The organism is Pantoea sp. SGAir0184 (assembly GCF_043544755.1).
This window is the reverse complement of the sequence record NZ_CP028050.1, coordinates 2,551,032-2,568,880: the sequence shown is the minus strand read 5'-3', so window position 1 is coordinate 2,568,880 and position 17,849 is coordinate 2,551,032. Positions and strand designations below refer to the sequence as shown.

Sequence of the window (17,849 nt, the reverse complement as noted above, 5' to 3'; positions counted from 1 at the left end):
GAATCGTTAACAATATAGGGCAGGGCGGCGCTTAATACGCCGGACCCAGCCGGGATAAAAGGGTTTTCGCTTCGCGCAGCAGACGCTGGCGCGCAAACATCAGCTGCAGACGACCGCCGCCGACCTGCTGCCACAGCACCGCCGCGCGGATACCGGCCAGCAGCGCAGCGCGAACTTTGCTCTGCACCTGCGAATTCTGCAGCACCTGCGGTGAGCCGGTCACCTGAATGCGCGGGCCGAGCGGGCTGATCACATCGACGTAAATGCCGGCCATGGCGCTGGTGATGGTGTCTGATTCCAGTTCGTAATGCGCCAGCTGACGATCAAGCTGGCCGATGCGCTGCGCCAGGGTGTTTAGCGCGGTTTTGTTACCGTGCAGTTTACGCTCCAGCACCATCAGGCTCAGGGTGTAACGCGTCAGATCGGCGCTGGCACCCTGCCGGCTGCCGCTGTTCAGCACCGCCATCAGCGCTTCCAGCCCGGGGCGCAGATTGGCTTCATCATTGCCAAACACCGCCAGCGTTGAGCCTGGATTTAAATCCAGCAGGCTGCGCAGCGACACCTGCAGCGCCGCGTTGTTGCAGTGCCCCTGGTGTGCCAGCTGCTGCACCAGATGGGCTGCCTGGCAAACGCCGGCCAGCGCCAGCGTTATCTCATAATAGTTTTTAGCCACGCTTCACTCCTGTAGACGCGTCGGCAGTGCCGACTCAGGCTTCTGTCAGCGGCAGGCGCTGTTCAATAATACCGCCACCAAGGCACACGTCACCGAGGTAAAATACCGCGGACTGGCCCGGGGTGACGGCCGCGACCGGCTCATCGAAACGCACTTCAATGCGATCGTCGCCGTGCGGAATGATCTCGCAGGGAATGTCGCTCTGACGATAGCGGGTTTTCACCGTGCAGCGCAGCGCTGCGGTCACTGGCTGGCGATCGACCCAGTGCAGCTGCTGTGCTATCAGGCCCACCGACATCAGGCGCGGATGATCGCCGCCCTGTGCCACAATCAGCGTATTGCGCGCGACATCTTTGTCGACCACATACCATGGATCGTCATTGCTCTCTTTGCGTCCGCCGATGCCCAGCCCTTTACGCTGACCCAGGGTGTGATACATCAGCCCCTGGTGTTCACCGACCACTTCACCGTCAACGGTCTCGATGACGCCCGGCTGGGCCGGCAGGTAACGACCGAGGAAGTCGCGGAATTTACGCTCGCCGATAAAGCAAATGCCGGTGGAGTCTTTTTTCTTCGCCGTAATCAGATCGAGCTGTTCGGCGATGCGGCGTACCTCAGGCTTCTCCAGTTCGCCGACCGGGAACAGGCTCTGTGCAATCTGCTGGTGGCTGAGCGTGTAGAGGAAATAGCTCTGATCTTTGTTGCCGTCGAGACCGCGCAGCAGCTGGCTGGTGCCGTCGACATCGGCACGGCGCACATAGTGGCCGGTGGCAATGTAGTCTGCGCCGAGATCGTCTGCAGCAAATTCGAGAAACGCTTTGAACTTGATCTCTTTGTTACACAGAATATCCGGGTTCGGCGTGCGTCCGGCCTTGTACTCTTCCAGAAAGTGCTCGAACACGTTGTCCCAGTACTCAGCGGCGAAATTGATTTTGTGCAGTTTGATGCCGAGCTTGTCACACACGGCCTGTGCGTCAGCCAGATCGTCAGCGGCGGTGCAATACTCCTCGCCATCGTCTTCCTCCCAGTTCTTCATGAACAGGCCTTCAACCTGATAGCCCTGCTGCTGCAGTAACCAGGCGGAAACGGAAGAATCGACGCCGCCGGACATCCCGACGATCACTTTTTTCTGGCTGTTGTCAGACATGACGCACTCTTGATTACGATAAAAACAGGCGGCGCATTCTATCACGCGGAAGCGTTGTGCGCACCCTCATGAAACGGCCACTGATACGGAGCTATCAGCTGCAGCGGATAGCGGGCCCCCTGCTGCCACAGCCGCACGCTTTCGGCCACCAGCGGCGAACGCAGCGTCTCTGCGCTGAGAATTTGCGCGGGCGACAGCCACCAGCAGCAGTCAATATCGCTGTCGTGTGGCGTGGTGGTGACGGTGGCAGGCAGATCGAGGCCAAACAGAAAACGCACAAAAGGTGTATGGTCCGGGGCGATCCACTGCTGCACGCCGAGAAAATAGTCGGGCTGCGCGCTGATGCCGGTCTCTTCGTACAGCTCACGTTGCGCGGCTTCCAGCAGCGTTTCATCGGCCTCAAGATGACCGGCCGGCTGATTCCAGGTAACGCGGCCGTCGACGCGCTCTTCTACCACCAGTAATTTGCCCTGCGCGTGCACCATACAGGCGACGGTTACATGAGGTTTAAACATCGTTCCTCCCAAATAGTTAACCTGACGTTATCGAAATGTATAAACTACGTCCGGTCGCTGATGTCGCGCCATTCGCCCGGTGCCAAATCCTGCAGCTGGTAATCACCCATGGCAAAACGGATCAGGCGTAACGTTGGAAAGCCAATGTGCGCCGTCATCCTTCGGACCTGGCGATTGCGCCCTTCATACAGCGTGATTTTCAGCCAGCAGGTGGGGATAGCTTTGCGCTCGCGAATCGGCGGGGTGCGCGGCCACAGCCACGCGGGTTCAGGCACCACTTCTGCGCCCGCCGGCAACGTTGGGCCATCGTTGAGGGTGATGCCACTGCGCAGGCGGGATAAATCTGATTCCTGCGGTACGCCTTCCACCTGAACGTAATAGATTTTGCCGGTGCGCTTGCCCGGCTGCGTCAGCTGCGCCTGCAGTGCGCCATCGTTGGTCAGAATCATCAACCCTTCGCTGTCGCGGTCGAGACGGCCTGCGGCATACACCTCGCTCACCGGCACAAAATCTTTCAGCGTGCGGCGGCCAGCCTCATCGCTGAACTGCGGCAGAACATCGAAAGGTTTGTTAAAGAGTATGACGCGACGCGGACCTTTTGGCCGCGTGTCACGCCGCGCAGGCTGGCGCGCCGGGGCAGCAGGGCGCTTATGCTGGTGAATTCGTTGAGAAGTTTTTCGCATGGGCTTTGCAGTTGGTAACAATCGGCGCATTATAGCGCGAAACTGCGGTGATTGGCGTGGCGGAAATATTCAAGTAGTATTGACGCGCATCTTACAAATCATTAACAAAAAATCGCTCGAAGGAGAGGTTAATGGAAAGCAAAGTAGTTGTTCCGGCGGAAGGTCAAAAAATCACCCTGGATCAGGGCAAACTGAATGTCCCGAATAACCCGATCATCCCCTACATTGAAGGTGACGGTATTGGGGTTGACGTTTCCCCGGTGATGCTGAAAGTGGTTGATGCCGCTGTGAAGAAAGCCTACAACGGCGAGCGAAAAATTTCCTGGATGGAAATTTACACCGGCGAAAAATCCGTCGAACTCTATGGCCAGGATGTCTGGCTGCCGCAGGAAACCCTCGATTTAATCAAAGAGTACCGCGTGGCCATTAAAGGCCCACTGACTACCCCGGTAGGTGGCGGTATTCGTTCCCTGAACGTGGCACTGCGCCAGGAACTGGATCTGTACGTGTGTCTGCGTCCGGTACGTTACTACAAAGGCACGCCAAGCCCGGTTAAACGTCCTGAAGATACCGACATGGTGATCTTCCGCGAAAACTCCGAAGATATCTATGCCGGTATCGAGTGGAAAGCCGGTACGCCGGAAGCGGACAAAGTGATCAAATTCCTGCGTGAAGAGATGGGCGTGAAGAAAATTCGCTTCCCGCAGCAGTGTGGTATTGGCGTGAAGCCGTGTTCAGAAGAGGGCACGAAACGTCTGGTGCGTGCCGCGGTTGAATACACCATCACCAATGACCGTGATTCCCTGACGCTGGTGCACAAAGGCAACATCATGAAGTTCACCGAAGGCTCTTTCAAAGACTGGGGCTACCAGCTGGTGAAAGAAGAGTTCGGCGGCGAGCTGATCGATGGCGGTCCGTGGATGAAGTTCAAAAACCCGAACACCGGTAAAGAGATCATCGTTAAAGATGTGATCGCCGACGCCTTCCTGCAGCAGATCCTGCTGCGTCCAGCCGAGTATGACGTTATCGCCTGTATGAACCTGAACGGTGACTACATTTCTGATGCCCTGGCGGCACAGGTAGGCGGCATTGGTATCGCACCGGGCGCCAACATCGGTGACGAGTGCGCACTGTTCGAAGCTACCCACGGTACGGCACCGAAGTATGCGGGCCAGGATAAAGTGAACCCAGGTTCCGTGATCCTGTCTGCAGAAATGATGCTGCGTCACCTGGAGTGGTTCGAAGCGGCTGACCTGATTGTTAAAGGCATGGAAGGCGCAATCGCTGCCAAAACCGTGACCTACGACTTTGAGCGTCTGATGGACGGCGCTAAACTGCTGAAATGTTCTGAGTTTGGTGACGCGATCATCGCGAACATGTAATTTGCCCTGAGCAAATGCAACATGAAAGGGAGCCGCAGGGCTCCCTTTTTTTATGCTGGCAGCGGGAAGGACTTCTGTCACCGCCGGTTTGCCATGCATGACGACCGTGCGATGCGTGGCTTTATTCCGCCGGAGGCTGTAACTGACCGATCTGGCTATCGCGCGCCTGCGACAAACGCCAGAAATCATTGCCGGCCGGATGCTGGTAAATCCGCAGCGAAAACTGACCGACGATGGCGTAGATGAATTCAAATATCGCCGACTGGGAATTCTCGTAATCAACCCACAGCACCGAGGAGGTAAAGCAATAAACCTCTACCGGCAATCCCTCCGGTGAGGGTTTCATCGCGCGCACCACGATATACATATCTTTTTTAATATCGTCGCGCTGCGCCAGCCAGGCGGTGAGATAGTGACGGAACACCGTGAGGTTGGTGATGCCGTTTTCGGCAAACCAGCGGTCACCGACCACGCTGCTATCGCGGCCATCCATCAGGATTGAAAGCTGCTCACTGACGCCGCGAATCTGGCTCATCTGCTGCACCATTTGCTGATCGAGAAAGCGAATCGAGGTCTGGTCGAGATGAAAGCTGCGCATGATACGCCGCGCGCCGGAAGAGAACATCGCCTGCCAGTTGGTGTAGGTTTCGGTCAGGAAATTTTTGGTCGGGATCCGCGACAGCGTATTGTCCCAGTTGCGGATGGTAATGGTATGCAGAGCGATATCAATCACTTCACCGCTGATGCCGTTATCCGGCATTTCAATCCAGTCGCCGAGCTGCAGCACATCGTTCGATGACACCTGAATATTGGCCACCAGCGACAGCAGGGTGTGCTGAAACACTAACATCAATACCGCCGCGACCGCACCCAGACTGGAGATGATAATCACCGGCGATTTGTTCGACATGATAGCCAGAATCATGATGGCGGAAATGATGTGCACCAGGATCTTACCGATCTGGATATAGCCTTTTATCGAGTGGTTCTTACGCTTCGACTTACGCGAATAGGAGTTATTAACGATCTCCAGCACTTCGTTAAAGAACAGCGACAGATAAACAAAAAACAGAATGCCGCAGATGGTTTTCACCGCGATCAGCAGATGCTCGGGCAGGTCCGGCATAAACTGCAGCAGGTAATAGACGGTGATCACCGGAATAAAATTCGACAGCTTTTCTGAGAGCCGGACGTCTTTATCCAGCGGCACCTGGTTTTTATGCGTGCTAAAGAACACGCGGCGCACCACTTTTACCACGAAGAACTTGCAGATCAGATGGGTGACCATACCGGCAACCAGTAACAGCAGCAGGCTGAAGGTGGCGGAGAGTACCGTATTGCCTTCAATAAACGTTTGTATGTCGCGTAAGTAATTCATTTTAACCACATGCCGGCCGGTTGAGGCGGGAATTCAAACATAAAGCGGCCACGGACGATAAGCGACGCGTGCGCAATAGTGTTGCTACGAGACCAGCGCTTTGCGCGCCGCCTCGGCAAGAAAATGGCTGCGGCTGCTGTAGCGCGCATTATTACTGACCATCTTATCGATCTTCTCAATCAGCAGATGCGGCATAGTGATATTGATGCGCTCGGATTTGCCCAGATAGCGGGTGACATCAATATCAACGTAGATCCACACGCCAGGCTGGCTAAATTCCTGCTGCCAGTGCTGCGCCGGCTCCGGAATCAACAAGCCTTTCTCCGCCATCAGTTCAAAGTGGGCATGCAGCGCAGATTGCGCATCCTGCAGCGTTTGCTCGGGCGTATCACCGGCAAAATAACAGCCGGTGACATCCGGGAAATAACCACTGGCCGAGCCGTCAGCGTCAATCTCTACCAAAGCGGGAAACAGCATCATGTCACCTCTGAGCAAGCGGAATAAAACCAGCATGGATCAATCCAGCCTGGCGTCTTTCAGAATCTGCATCAGCGTGCCTGTCTTCATGTCCTTCTGCGGATGGGCACGGTGATCAGATGAGCAAAATCCGGATGTGAGAACTGATGATGACTGCCGCGTATGCGCTCCAGCTTCCAGCCATTCTTTTGCAGCACTTTAATCAGCGTCGCGCTCTTCATCGGACTTCCTGTAGGTGAAATTATACACACAATACACACTGATGCAAGGTGGTCTCTGCCATCCCATCGGCGGGTCATGGTCAAACTAACCGGGACGGCCATGACAGGCACCCGTTGATGCTGCGTTCTGCGTACTGTCTTCCACGGCTTTTTCCCGCTGCGATAGTGGTTTGCGTAAAACTTTGAAACAGTTAACATCCCGGCACCGGCGCGCGTGCCATTTGCTGGATGAACCGCTATCTTCAGCCTTCATCAATCCGGAGGTGCTATGCAAGGTGTGATCAAGTTTGTAAAAGGCTGGCTGATTTTTTCCCTGCTGTGGGGCATTTTTATGTGGTTTGTATCCTGGCAGGCACAGGGCAAAACGCCGGGCATGATGATTGTCATGAGCCTGTATGCCGGTTTGATTTATCAGGCATTAATGACCATGGTGGCGCGTTACAAAGCGCGGCGCGCACAGGCCTGATTATTCACAACTGCCGACATAGCTTTGCGTCGCGCTGACGCTAATTTGCATGACATCCGGCAAGCTGAGCGCTCACTAATCAGCGTGTAAGGCGGGCAGGATGGGAAGAACGTTACTGACGGGATGGTTTTTATTGCTGCTATCACTGGCGGCCAGTGCACAATTACCGGTAGGGCCTGTGGTGATAGCGGGACAGCATGGGCGCCACCTTGCCGGGCACAGCAGTACGGCAGATGTCGCCGAAACGCCGGATGAACATATTCAGGAACGACGGGACGGCGTGCCGCAGCGGCATTGAGTATCGGGGCCGCACGGGCCCCGATCGCCGGGGATTATTTACGGCCCAGCAGGAAACCGACAATCACGCCGATGCTGGCGGCAACGGCCAGCCCGGTCGCCGGGTTGTCGCGTACCGATCTCACCACGCAGTCTGCTGCATCCTGCACCGCATAACTGGCCTGCGCCGGATAGCGTCGCGCGGCACCGCGTGCCTGATGGCGGCGTGAACCGGTGAACTCGCCAAATTTTTCCTGTACGGCACCCGCCGCTTCATTCAATTTTGCTTCCGCTTTATCGGTCATATTAACTCCCTGAGAGTGGTGAATGTCTCTTTCAGCGTAGACAGAGAAGTGCAGACCGGCAACCTGGTGGCTTTTCAGGATGTAACAGTGGTTTGCAGGAATCGGCATTGCTGTCCATACCTGGTAAGGACCACGCTAAGCTGCGCGAACCTCACGCAGCGCTCACTGAACGGAGGAGAAATGAAACGCGATATCCTGAATGAAGACGATTACGATGAAGTTTGCCGGGTGATTGGCGATGCGGTGATTGTCCTTTCCGAGTGCGGTCATGAAACCAGACGGGAGGAGATTGCCCGTTTGCTGCAGCGTACGCGCCACGATCGCGCCCACGACGAACGCGATGAACAGCGTATGCTGGAACACGCGATTCGTCTGGTACGACCGTAAGCGCAGGGCGTCACTCGGACGCCCTCACTGCTGGTCACGATACGCCGGGTACCAGCTCACCAGGAAGTGGCGCAGATGATCAAAACACCATTCGGCATCGTCCGCCTGCTGGCAGTAATAGCGAATAGTGACCTTCTCATAGCGGCGATGGCGCTGCTGCAGCGGCGACCAGCTCCAGTCCAGCACCGCGCGCGCATAGTTGACCAGCGCGTCGCGTGGCATGCTGTGCTGCTGCTCCTGGCGGCGCAGATACATCTCAAAGAACTGATCGAGGCTCTGTGTCTCTTCGCTGCTACTGTCCAGCGTGGGGCGGAACGCCACGTCGAGAAAGCCGCACACGCCATCTGCGCGCTGCTGCCAGTCACAGGCCAGCGTCATAAACAGGCCCTCCTGCAGATTGACCTCTTCCAGCAGACGACGCAAATTTTCAGAATGTTTACCGGCGGCGATCTCATCAATGCGATCGGTTTCCAGCGTCAGGTCAAAACCGCACGGGTTGACCGAGCCATCCGCGTCTCGGGTGGCCGGAAAGGGGAAATCGATATAACCGTTATTGTCCAGACTCTTTTCCATAATGCAGGTCCGCAGCATGACAAACGCTGACAATAAACCATCTGCGCGCGCCACGCACGGCTTATGGACACGTCCAGGTAATCATGGTGTTACGCGCCGGGTTGATCAGGCGGAACTGCTTGTCGCTCAGCCGCTGTGCATAAAAGCCTTCCGGCGTCACGGCAGAAGGGACATAGCGGAAACGGTCGGTGGAGTGCAGTGCGCCGCTGCTCAGCGTTACGCCATCGCGCGCCACCGAAAACGAATTCACCAAATCGAAAATGCGCCCTTCGGTGTGGCCCAGCGACTGACCATAGAGCGTTGCGACCTCGCCGGGGCAATCGACGCCTTTCGGCGTGGAGCTGCAGCCAGCCAGCAGGATAAGTGTGAGTAGAAAACTGAGTCTTAACATGGTCCTGTTCCTGGTGCATTCCCTGATTTATGCTGGCCTGAAGATGCGCGCCACTGATCCGATCATAGCATGTCTGACGCCACTGCCCATTTGCCATTTGTTTAATCGTTAAGCGGTAAGCATGTAAAGGGGTGACTTTGCTAGCAGATAAACGTTATTCTTGCCAGCGTTGCGCACCAGGTAAGCAAAACAAGGGTAAATCCATGAGAGAAGAAGAAGCCAGTTTAATGATTCTTCAGCACGCGATTGATAAGTTAGACGCCGACAAAAAACAGCAGGTGATGAACTGCGTGACGGCGATCCATGAAGTTATGCAGCGTTTCGATCCAGACGATGCCGGACTGGCGCTGATGCTGGTGGCCGCGCAGGTCGCGGCAGAGTAGCTCCATCCCATCCCGGTCTTAACCATTTATTTCACCCACCAGCCAGCGGTGAATCACCCGCACCATATATTGCTGCTGCTCTGCCGTTAACGGCTGATGCGCAGCAATGCCATGCCATTTTGCCAGACAGCCGCGGCAGCAGGTTGCCGTGGCGTGCTGGGCGATAAATACCGGATGGCCGCGCATTGGCGTCTGTTTGCCATCATTCTTTGGTTCGGCTGCGGCCAGTCTTTGCTGGATAAAATCGGCCGCATGTTGATCGATCACCGCCGGGCCTTTCTCAATACAGTACTGCCGCTCTTTCGCGCCTAAATGGAAGCGGCGGCGAAACGGCGATTGCGCCAGCCGCGCGAATAATGCCTGTTCATCTCGCATAACATCCTCCTGACGCGATCTTAGCGCATTTTACTTAACTCGTTACAAAGATATCCCGATCGCATAAAACCTCAAAAAATCAGTGATGTGGAGGCGTTCTTCCTGTCCGTACTGGCTGGCCTGCGGTCGCAGATTACCGCACCGGCGGCGGTTGTATGTTACCCTCTGGCCGATTAAATTCCTGTAAAATCATGATCTAACCTCAGTGGAGAACCCCCCATGAAGGCGATAACCCTTGCCGCGCTCCTGATGGCCTGCCAGATTGCCCCCGCGTGGAGCGAAAGCGAATTCCAGATCACCTGCCCGGGCCGCCCCACCATGACGGTATCGCGTGCCGCTTACGGGCTTAGCACGCTGATGTGGCCAACCCGGCATTTCCAGATTGCCGCCGGGCAGCAGCGCACGCGTCTGCAGGACGGTGATAAGGTCGCCATCACCCGTTTCCGCAATGGCGATCAGCTGATCGTGAATAAAAACAGCGGCGAAACCTTTTTCGTCTACGCCGACAGCGATAAGCTGTTGCCCTGCAACCGCACGTAAAAACGCGATGCTGATATTCTGTCGCTGGAGCGCTACGACGACCGCCAGCACCCCTCTTCATAATGCCGCCACAAGGAGCCGACCATGCAATTAAGCGTTACGGATAGCGTCACGCATCAGGATCTGGATGAAATGCGCCTCGGCCTGAACGCCTTCAACAGCCGCTTTATTGACGTCAATGAGATGAAAGCCATCGGTGTATTCATTAAAGACGGCGCCGGGAAAAAGCTGGCGGGTCTGACGGGCTCAACCTATGGCAACTGGTTACGTATTGATATGCTGTGGGTCAGCGATGGGTTACGCGGGCAGGGCGCCGGCAGCCAGCTGATTCAGGCTGCCGAACAGGAAGCCCGCGCACGCGGCTGCCGTTACGCGCAGGTGGATACCGCCAGCTTTCAGGCGCGGCCGTTTTATGAAAAGCTTGGCTATACGCTACGTTTTAGCCTTGATCACTATCCGCGCGAACATCAGCGTCACTATCTGAGCAAGACGCTGTAATCACAGCAGTGGCTGCTGGCGCAGATCCAGCGGCGACTGTTCCGCTTCATCAATCGCGGCCAGCCAGCTCTGTAAATCGACCTTCGCCCAGGAGAGATGTCCGCGCGTGGTGCTCATCAGCACTACATCCGGACGCAGCGAGCGGTACAGCTCCAGCGACTGCTGCAGCTCCGCAGGATTACTGTCCGGCACCAGCACGCTGATCCAGCGATGGTAATCCCGCGTCAGGGTGTCGCCGACAAACAGGTAGGTCTGGCCGAGCGGTGAATGGTACAGGTAGCTGCAGCTGCCTGGCGTGTGGCCCGGCGTGGGCAGCAGGTGAAAGTCGCCAAAGTGCACGTCCTGATGCGTGAAGGTTTCGTCCGGCTCAATCACCAGGCTCACCGGGCCGAGCGATCGGCTGTGGCAATACAGCGCACTATTGAAGCGCTGCTGAATGGCCCGCGCGCCCGGCGCGGCTTCGTGCCAGTGGGTAAAATAGTGGCGAATCACGCCGCCCGCGTCCGCGAGCACTTCATGATCCAGCAGCTGCTCAACGCGGCCAATCAACAGGTTGCCGCGCGGATGGCGCAGCATAAACCCGTGCATCATTAAATCATTTGCCGTCTCTTCGGCGGGAAATTCCGGCGTGGAGATCCACAAGTCTTCGTACAGCGGCTTCAATAGCGGTCTCCTGCGGCAACACGTCAGCGCAACGTCGGATGGCCGGTAAAGGCTAACCGCGCGGCGCCCTGGTCAATCTCAAGCGTGGCGCTGGCGCCGAGCGGCAGCGTCACGGTATCGGCATCATGGCCAAACGGCAGATCGCTGATCACTGCAATCTGGTACTCGTCACGCAACCGCTGCCACACCGTGGCGAAATCAAAGCCGTTGTCGTAATCGGATAAGGCGGTGCTGGTGAAGCTGCCGGTGACAATGGCGCGCTGGCGCGCCAGAATACCGCTCTGCTGCAGCTGAATCAGCATACGCTCAATGCGGAACGGATGCTCATTCACATCCTCGATCACCAGAATGCCGTCTTCAATCTGCGGCAGCCACGGCGTGCCAATCAGGGAGCAGATCATCGCCAGATTGCCGCCCCACAGCGTGCCCTGCCAGCGGCCGCGATCCGGACTGGCGCTGCGCCACGCCAGATTGACTGTAGGAGATGTTAGCGTCTGCCAAAAGTGGCTGACGGTAAATTCAGATAAAGCCTCCGCGCCAAAATTGCCGGCCAGCATCGGTCCGCTGAAGGTGATCAGCCCGGTTTGCGCCAGCAGCGCCAGCTGAATAGCGGTGAAATCACTGTGGCCGCACAGCGCGACAGGCTGATTAAGCAGGCGACGCTGCAGCGCCACATAGTCGAGGTGATCGAGCAGGCGTGAGGCACCATAGCCGCCGCGCACCGCCAGTACGATATCCGGCAGCGACGCCAGCGACGCCAGCGCATTCACATCCTGCAGGCGCTGCGCGTCATCACCGGCAAAACGCTGCCAGCGGCGCGTAATGGCTTCCGGGTTTTGCAGTTGATGGCCTTCCGCCTGCAGGCGCTCCACCGCGCGGCGGGCGGCATCCTGATTGTGGCAATAACCGGAAGGGGCGATGAGGCGTATTGAACGAGGGGCGAGCATAACTTCCATCCTGCTGTCTGTTGGCCTGCCGATGATGACGAAATGCGTTACCGAAGTCACGGTAGCACAAGGTTTTTTACGTATTTAGGATAAACGGTAATTTTACCTTTTACCGTCATGGTTATGATAGCTTGCGCCAATCTTATAGCGGAACCGAAAATCAGTGAAAATTCGACTACTTATGCTGTCTGCTTTGCTGCTGGCTGGCTGTGCCAGCGAGCCGGAAAAACCGGTGACGCCGGAGAGAAATACGCCATTAACCCAGGCGCCGCCGTCGAAAGTGAATGATGCATGGTCACTGTTTACCGAAGATGCCGCCAGTCATTATGGCGTTGATGAGAAGCTGATCAGCGCCATTATTAGTGTCGAATCCGGGGGCAACCCAACCGTGGTAAGCCGTTCTAACGCGGTCGGGCTGATGCAGATCAAAGCCGCCACCGCCGGACGCGAGGTGTATCGCGCACAGGGACGCCACGGCCAGCCGAGTAACTCCGAACTGCGCGACCCGGCGAAAAATATTGATATCGGCGCGGCCTATATCCGGATTCTGCAGGATTCCGCCCTGGCGGGCATTCGCGATCCGCTGACGCTGCGCTATGCCACCATTGTTTCCTATGCCAACGGTGCCGGCGCGCTGCTTCGTACCTTCTCGCGCGACCGCGATCGCGCCATTGCAATGATCAACGCCATGACGCCGGATGAGTTCTACCAGCACGTGCAGAACAAGCATCCGGCCGCCCAGGCGCCGCGCTACCTGTGGAAAGTCACCACCGCCTATCGCACCATCGGCTAATGCCGCTGGCGGGACTCAGTACTGTGCGCGCTCTGCCGCAGCCTCATTTGAGGCATCGCTGAGGTTAATGCGCGGCAGCACGCCGCCGGTGAACTCCACGCGGCGCATCGGGAAGGCGAAACGAATCTGTTTCTGCTCCAGCTGCGCCATCAGTTGCAGGTTAATCTCCTGCTGAATGTCCATGTATTTGTTGTAATCGGCGCTCAGCACGAAATAGACCACCTCAAACGTCAGCTGCGATTCGTCAAACGACAGGAAATGGGCGCGATCAAAACGCGTGTCCGGCACGCCTTCAATGATGCGTTGCACCATGCCGCCAATCTGCCGCACTTTCTCCGCCGGCGTGCCGTAATTAATCCCGAACTTAAACACGATGCGTCGCTGCTGCATGCGTTTGTAGTTGTGGATGGTTTGCTGCAGCAGAATAGTGTTGGAGCAGACAATCTGTTCGCCGCCGAGACTGCGCAGCCGGGTGGTTTTCAGGCCAATGTGCTCAATGGAGCCAGCGATGTCGCCGAACACAATAAAGTCGCCGTGCTCAAAGGGCTTATCGAAGCCAATCGCCAGCGAAGCGAACACATCGCTCAGCACCGTCTGAATCGCCAGCGCGATGGCGATACCGCCGACGCCGAGGCTGGCCACCAGCGCGGTGATATTGATCCCCATATTGGAGAGGATCGCCAGCAGCATCATCACCCACACCACGACGCGTAGCAGAATGCCAAGGATCACCGTGGTGACCGGATTGCGCACGTGCAGCGGATCGCGCAGCAACGAGTGCAGCCACAGGCGAATGCCGCCGTCAATCCACAGCGTGAGCTGCAGAATCAGCGCCAGGAACCAGCCGTGGGCGATGGCGACGCTCCAGCTGTCCGGCAGATCGACAAATTTCAGCGTTATCAACAGCGAGAAGATCAGCAGCAGCAGCTGACTGGTGCTGCGCAGAATCTCCACCAGAATGCCGGTGAAGCGCACGTGGCGCTGTTCGCTGTAGTGGGCGATGCGGTTAGAGACAAAACGAATAACGGTGCGCAGCAGCCAGTAAACAATCAGCGTGCCGAACACAATGATGGCGCTATTAATCCAGAAGTTTTGATTGAGAAAGATAAGTTGTAAACGATGGGCAGAAAGCCAGTTTTCCATTGGGGAGAATCTCCTTGCTGGGAGCCGGTGAAAAGAATGTGCAAGGAGAAAGCATAGACTACGCTGGCGTCGCGCGGGACGCCGGCGGTTTACTGGAAGCGATTGGCCTTGTCGCGCGCCAGCCGCTCCAGCGCAAAAATCACCTGCTGCAGCTGACGCTCCTGCACTGGTTCGATGGCGGTAAAACGGAAGCTGAGTCGCGGCGTGATGCGGGTTTCGTTCTTGCTGGTCACGGTGCTGCGCTCGCCGATGTGCAGCAGCTGTGCGGTCACTTCGAACTGGCCATATTCGCCCAGCTCAACGCGCAGCTTTTTGAAGGTATCGCCACGATTAAGACCTTCCGGCAGCGCCTCATCCAGCAACACGCCGACGCCGCCGAGCGACAGATCCTGCAGGCGAAAGCGCGCGGTGCTGCCGTCCGGCCACTGGCTGTGGCAGTAGAATACTGGTTCGAGCGGCGCGTTGACGCGAAAGAATTCCCGGCGCTGAATCTGCCACACCAGGTCGGGCAGCGCGGCGGCAAAGGCGGGCAGGCCGTCATAATCGATGCGGGTTAATCCCTGCAGCCCAAACTCCACTTTGGCACCGTGGGTTTCGGCCGCAATATTCACTTCGCCACCCTGCAGTGCCAAATCATTGTCCAGCGCGTTGCTGCCGAGATCAAAAACCACCCGATCTTCATCCGCGGCCAGCAGCCGGCTGATGAACTGACCACGGGAGAAATTGACCATCAGCAGGGTTTGATAACGCAACAAATCCTTCATCACGTTCAACACCGCCAGCGTACCGCGCTTGAGATATTGTTCTTTATCGGCGTCTTTCACGTCCTGCTCCACCTGTCCGATTGCTATTTTACGAGTGCCACTGCTCTTCGTCGGTTATCGACCGGGGCGGTAAAAGCTTTAGCCGGCGTGAACGAATTCATCATGATGTTGATGTAGCAGAGAAAAAATTCCCGGCTATACTTAGCGCGATGAACACCTTGATTCATAACGTAAGGAGCAGCAAATGGGTATTCTTTCATGGATTATTTTTGGTCTGATTGCCGGGATTATCGCTAAATGGATCATGCCAGGTAAAGATGGCGGCGGATTTATTTTGACCGTGGTACTCGGGATTGTCGGTGCGGTGGTGGGCGGCTGGATCAGTACCCTGTTCGGCTTTGGCCGGGTTGACGGCTTCAACTTTGGCAGCTTTGTGGTCGCGGTGATCGGTGCCATTGTGGTGCTGTGGATCTACCGTAAAGTCCGCAGCTGACGCCAAATCACGATTCAACAAGATCCGCAGTCCCGTCCGGGGCTGCGGATTTTTTTATGTCGTCAGAAATCGTAGCCGATTGTGGCGGTCAGCGTCCGCTCGGCGCCGCGATAGCAGTAACCGGTGCCGTAGCAGGCTGCCAGATACTTTTTATCCGTCAGATTGCGGGCATTCAGCTGCAGCCAGGCACCTTTCAGGCTCGACTGCCACGCGCCCAGATCGGCGCGCAGCGAGGCGTCAAACAGGGTCACCGACGGCAAACGGGTGGTGTTTTCGTTATCGGCCCACTGGCGGCCAATATAGCGCACCCCGGCACCCGCGCTCAGGCCGTAATCAAACTGATAATGCCCCCACAGCGACGCCATGCTATTTGGCGTGACGTAAGGCGTATGGCCATCGTTGCCGTCCACGGAATCCTTAAAGCGCAGATGGTTGAGCGTATAACCGGCAATGGTGCTGAACCGTTCGGTCAGTTGGCTGCGCGCCTCCAGTTCAATGCCCTGCGCATGCACTTTGCCGGACGGGGTGTAGGTGCCGTCCTGCACGTTACGGTTGGCCACATCGTTCTGCGTAAGATCGTACAGGGCCACGCTGTAGAGATCGCGCGTGCCGTTCGGCTGGTATTTCACCCCGGCTTCATACTGCTCTGAGGTGGTCGGTTTCAGCTGATTCCCGTCGGGATCGGTCAGCGAAGCCGGGGTAATCGCCTGGCTCCAGCTGACGTACGGCGACACGCCGTTATCAAAGGCGTACAGCAGCGCGGCGCGGCCGCTGACGTGATCGTCCTGACGACGACTATTGCCATTCTCTGACACGATGCGGTCATAGCGACCAGACAAATCCAGATGCCAGCGCTGCCACGCCATCTCATCCTGCAGATAGAGGCCGGTCTGGTAATAGCGGCGCGTCTGCGCTGTCCAGAGGTAATCCGGCTGGCTGCCGATGGCCTCGCCGCTCCAGGCATTCAGCGGTGAGGCAGCGCCGCTGGCGTCGCTCAAATCATTTTTATAGCGGTGATACTCCGCGCCGAGCGTGACGCGATGCTGCAGCGCACCGCTGGCAAACTCCGCCTGCAGCTGGTTATCGGTCGCCCATGCGCTGAGCGAAGAGCGCTCACCGGAGTAGTAGCGGTTGAGCAGGTCCGGATTGTCGCTGTTCCAGCCAATCTGGTACACCTGATCAAGCGCCACGTTGGAATGGCTGTAGCTGCCGGTGCTGTGCACCGACCATACCTCATCGAAACGGTGCGAGAAGTCGTAGCCGTAAATCTGCTCATGACGTTTGAACTGATCCAGCGCGCTGTCGCCCTCATAGAAGCCGTCGCTCAGCCAGCGGCCATTGTGGCTGTACAGCGTGCCTTCCGCCGGCACCGAGCCGTGATAGCCGCCTGAGGGATCTTTTTCCAGATAAGCACGCAGCAGCAGGCTGGTGTCTTCATCCGGCTGCCACAGCAGCTGGGGTGACAGCGCGTATTTCTCTTCGCGCGTGTGGTCGTACTGGGTATCGCTGTTGCGCGTGATGCCGGTCAGGCGGTACGCCCATTGATCGTTAATCGCATCGGTGTAATCAAAGGCGGCGCTGTTGCTGGCATTGCTGCCGGTGGCGAAGCGTAAATGGCCCTGTGAAGCAAACTGCGGCCGCTTCGTGACCATGTTCACCAGCCCGCCCGGCACCGTCTGACCATAAAGGGCAGAAGAGGGGCCTTTAATTACGTCGATGCGGTCAAGGAACCAGTTATCCACCTGCAGGATGTTGAAGCTGCCGCCGTCGCTCATCACGCGCAGACCGTCAAGGAAGGTGTTGTCGACGTCACCGCCGTGGAAACCGCGCAGCGAGATAGTGTCGTAACGCGTGGCCGCGCCACCAAAGTTGGTAAAAACACCCGGGGTATAGCCCAGCGCCTGGTTCAGATCCTGCGCACCCTGATCGTCAATCTGCTGACGCGTCACCACGGAAATGGACTGCGGCGTGGTGACGAGTGGACGATCGCTTTTCGTGGCGCCGCTGCGGGTGGCGAGATAGCCCGCCGTAGGCGAGGTGGCGCTCTCCTGCGGCTGTGCGGTGACCACCAGAGAGGGTTCGGCTACGCCGAGTGCCGGAAACGCCAGCGCCAGCGCGCACAGCAGCCGGCCACGGTTGAGGGGGAACAGCGCGGTCATAATGATTCCTTTGGCTGAGAACAAAAGCCGCACCACACCAGCGCGGCGGTTAATGATGAGAAAAAGAGTCATTTTAAGATTGAGAATTATTATCTTTTAGTAAGGGGTGTTTCAAGATGTAAAAGATAAGTAATGGAAAAGTGTGATGCGCAGGGGGATGCCGCAGCGCCGGGCGTGGCCATCGCCTGGCTGTGGCATCGGGCCTGAGAAGCAGGTG

Annotated in this window: 22 protein-coding genes and 2 pseudogenes; 8 read left to right on the top strand and 16 right to left on the bottom strand. The window is 57.2% G+C overall.

The genetic code is table 11. The features are described 5' to 3' along the window. Positions 1-31 precede the first annotated feature (31 nt). From hflD to rluE, 4 genes are read right to left on the bottom strand one after another with little or no spacing between them, the layout of a single operon-like run. Positions 32-673 (bottom strand): high frequency lysogenization protein HflD, encoded by a 642-nt coding sequence (gene hflD / locus C1N60_RS12165; protein WP_021506376.1) that lies wholly within the window; start codon positions 671-673, stop codon positions 32-34. 34 nt (positions 674-707) lie between these two features. Continuing rightward, positions 708-1,820 carry a tRNA 2-thiouridine(34) synthase MnmA gene (gene mnmA, locus C1N60_RS12160; RefSeq protein ID WP_058780735.1) on the bottom strand — a complete coding sequence of 371 codons (1,113 nt, stop codon included), beginning with the start codon at positions 1,818-1,820 and terminating at the stop codon, positions 708-710. Between the two features lie 41 nt (positions 1,821-1,861). Next, the gene (locus C1N60_RS12155; RefSeq protein WP_031279253.1) at positions 1,862-2,335 is read right to left on the bottom strand and encodes an NUDIX domain-containing protein; all 474 of its coding nucleotides are present in this window, start codon (positions 2,333-2,335) and stop codon (positions 1,862-1,864) included. A gap of 44 nt (positions 2,336-2,379) precedes the next feature. Then, positions 2,380-3,048 (bottom strand): 23S rRNA pseudouridine(2457) synthase RluE, encoded by a 669-nt coding sequence (gene rluE / locus C1N60_RS12150; RefSeq protein ID WP_072208614.1) that lies wholly within the window; start codon positions 3,046-3,048, stop codon positions 2,380-2,382. Positions 3,049-3,149: 101 nt separating this feature from the next. On the opposite strand from rluE, the gene icd reads away from it, so the two are divergent. Beyond that, complete coding sequence (gene icd, locus C1N60_RS12145; RefSeq protein ID WP_010617214.1) at positions 3,150-4,400, top strand: NADP-dependent isocitrate dehydrogenase; 1,251 nt, start codon at positions 3,150-3,152, stop codon at positions 4,398-4,400. A 121-nt stretch (positions 4,401-4,521) separates the two neighbouring features. On the opposite strand, the gene C1N60_RS12140 is transcribed toward icd, so the two are convergent. The 3 genes and pseudogenes from C1N60_RS12140 to C1N60_RS12130 form a co-directional block, all read right to left on the bottom strand. Then, complete coding sequence (locus C1N60_RS12140; RefSeq protein ID WP_021506372.1) at positions 4,522-5,778, bottom strand: mechanosensitive ion channel family protein; 1,257 nt, start codon at positions 5,776-5,778, stop codon at positions 4,522-4,524. 84 nt (positions 5,779-5,862) lie between these two features. Then, positions 5,863-6,255: a type II toxin-antitoxin system HicB family antitoxin gene (locus C1N60_RS12135; RefSeq protein ID WP_022548759.1), complete on the bottom strand. Its 393-nt coding sequence runs from the start codon at positions 6,253-6,255 to the stop codon at positions 5,863-5,865. Positions 6,256-6,294: 39 nt separating this feature from the next. After that, positions 6,295-6,476 (bottom strand): annotated as a pseudogene (locus C1N60_RS12130) (type II toxin-antitoxin system HicA family toxin). A 268-nt stretch (positions 6,477-6,744) separates the two neighbouring features. On the opposite strand from C1N60_RS12130, the gene C1N60_RS12125 reads away from it, so the two are divergent. Continuing rightward, positions 6,745-6,942: a DUF6404 family protein gene (locus C1N60_RS12125; protein ID WP_021506369.1), complete on the top strand. Its 198-nt coding sequence runs from the start codon at positions 6,745-6,747 to the stop codon at positions 6,940-6,942. 332 nt (positions 6,943-7,274) lie between these two features. Here C1N60_RS12125 and C1N60_RS12120 read toward each other — a convergent pair whose 3' ends face one another. After that, on the bottom strand, positions 7,275-7,523 hold the full coding sequence (locus C1N60_RS12120; protein ID WP_021506368.1) for a DUF883 family protein: 249 nt from the start codon (positions 7,521-7,523) through the stop codon (positions 7,275-7,277). A gap of 180 nt (positions 7,524-7,703) precedes the next feature. On the opposite strand from C1N60_RS12120, the gene C1N60_RS12115 reads away from it, so the two are divergent. Beyond that, the gene (locus tag C1N60_RS12115) at positions 7,704-7,910 is read left to right on the top strand and encodes a DUF2767 family protein (protein WP_021506367.1); all 207 of its coding nucleotides are present in this window, start codon (positions 7,704-7,706) and stop codon (positions 7,908-7,910) included. A 24-nt stretch (positions 7,911-7,934) separates the two neighbouring features. On the opposite strand, the gene C1N60_RS12110 is transcribed toward C1N60_RS12115, so the two are convergent. Beyond that, entirely contained in the window at positions 7,935-8,483 is a 549-nt protein-coding gene (locus tag C1N60_RS12110; protein ID WP_058776513.1) for a hypothetical protein, read from the bottom strand. Positions 8,484-8,544: 61 nt separating this feature from the next. Further along, on the bottom strand, positions 8,545-8,874 hold the full coding sequence (locus C1N60_RS12105; RefSeq protein ID WP_021506365.1) for a hypothetical protein: 330 nt from the start codon (positions 8,872-8,874) through the stop codon (positions 8,545-8,547). Positions 8,875-9,077: 203 nt separating this feature from the next. On the opposite strand from C1N60_RS12105, the gene C1N60_RS12100 reads away from it, so the two are divergent. Next, on the top strand, positions 9,078-9,257 hold the full coding sequence (locus C1N60_RS12100; RefSeq protein ID WP_031279245.1) for a hypothetical protein: 180 nt from the start codon (positions 9,078-9,080) through the stop codon (positions 9,255-9,257). Positions 9,258-9,275: 18 nt separating this feature from the next. Here C1N60_RS12100 and C1N60_RS12095 read toward each other — a convergent pair whose 3' ends face one another. Then, entirely contained in the window at positions 9,276-9,632 is a 357-nt protein-coding gene (locus C1N60_RS12095; protein ID WP_010617204.1) for a DUF4186 domain-containing protein, read from the bottom strand. A 219-nt stretch (positions 9,633-9,851) separates the two neighbouring features. Here C1N60_RS12095 and C1N60_RS12090 point away from each other — a divergent pair. Together C1N60_RS12090 and C1N60_RS12085 are read left to right on the top strand one after the other, a co-directional pair. After that, a pseudogene (locus tag C1N60_RS12090) lies at positions 9,852-10,235 on the top strand (hypothetical protein). A gap of 21 nt (positions 10,236-10,256) precedes the next feature. Beyond that, positions 10,257-10,670 (top strand): GNAT family N-acetyltransferase, encoded by a 414-nt coding sequence (locus C1N60_RS12085; RefSeq protein WP_021506361.1) that lies wholly within the window; start codon positions 10,257-10,259, stop codon positions 10,668-10,670. Here the strand turns inward: C1N60_RS12085 and C1N60_RS12080 are convergent, their stop codons facing one another. Both C1N60_RS12080 and ldcA read right to left on the bottom strand, forming a co-directional pair. Continuing rightward, complete coding sequence (locus C1N60_RS12080) at positions 10,671-11,333, bottom strand: MBL fold metallo-hydrolase (RefSeq protein ID WP_021506360.1); 663 nt, start codon at positions 11,331-11,333, stop codon at positions 10,671-10,673. Positions 11,334-11,356: 23 nt separating this feature from the next. Continuing rightward, positions 11,357-12,280 carry a muramoyltetrapeptide carboxypeptidase gene (ldcA, locus tag C1N60_RS12075; RefSeq protein ID WP_336698657.1) on the bottom strand — a complete coding sequence of 308 codons (924 nt, stop codon included), beginning with the start codon at positions 12,278-12,280 and terminating at the stop codon, positions 11,357-11,359. 181 nt (positions 12,281-12,461) lie between these two features. Here ldcA and emtA point away from each other — a divergent pair, with 181 nt between their 5' ends. After that, positions 12,462-13,073 carry a membrane-bound lytic murein transglycosylase EmtA gene (gene emtA, locus C1N60_RS12070; protein ID WP_058776495.1) on the top strand — a complete coding sequence of 204 codons (612 nt, stop codon included), beginning with the start codon at positions 12,462-12,464 and terminating at the stop codon, positions 13,071-13,073. Between the two features lie 15 nt (positions 13,074-13,088). On the opposite strand, the gene C1N60_RS12065 is transcribed toward emtA, so the two are convergent. Further along, positions 13,089-14,216, bottom strand: a complete 1,128-nt coding sequence (locus tag C1N60_RS12065; protein WP_394520914.1) for a mechanosensitive ion channel family protein — start codon at positions 14,214-14,216, stop codon at positions 13,089-13,091. Positions 14,217-14,305: 89 nt separating this feature from the next. Continuing rightward, positions 14,306-15,040, bottom strand: coding sequence for a flagellar brake protein (locus C1N60_RS12060; protein ID WP_021506356.1), 735 nt, complete (start codon positions 15,038-15,040; stop codon positions 14,306-14,308). Between the two features lie 184 nt (positions 15,041-15,224). On the opposite strand from C1N60_RS12060, the gene C1N60_RS12055 reads away from it, so the two are divergent. Continuing rightward, entirely contained in the window at positions 15,225-15,473 is a 249-nt protein-coding gene (locus C1N60_RS12055) for a GlsB/YeaQ/YmgE family stress response membrane protein (protein ID WP_021506355.1), read from the top strand. 62 nt (positions 15,474-15,535) lie between these two features. On the opposite strand, the gene C1N60_RS12050 is transcribed toward C1N60_RS12055, so the two are convergent. Further along, positions 15,536-17,632, bottom strand: coding sequence for a TonB-dependent siderophore receptor (locus C1N60_RS12050; RefSeq protein WP_394520913.1), 2,097 nt, complete (start codon positions 17,630-17,632; stop codon positions 15,536-15,538). Positions 17,633-17,849 lie beyond the last annotated feature (217 nt).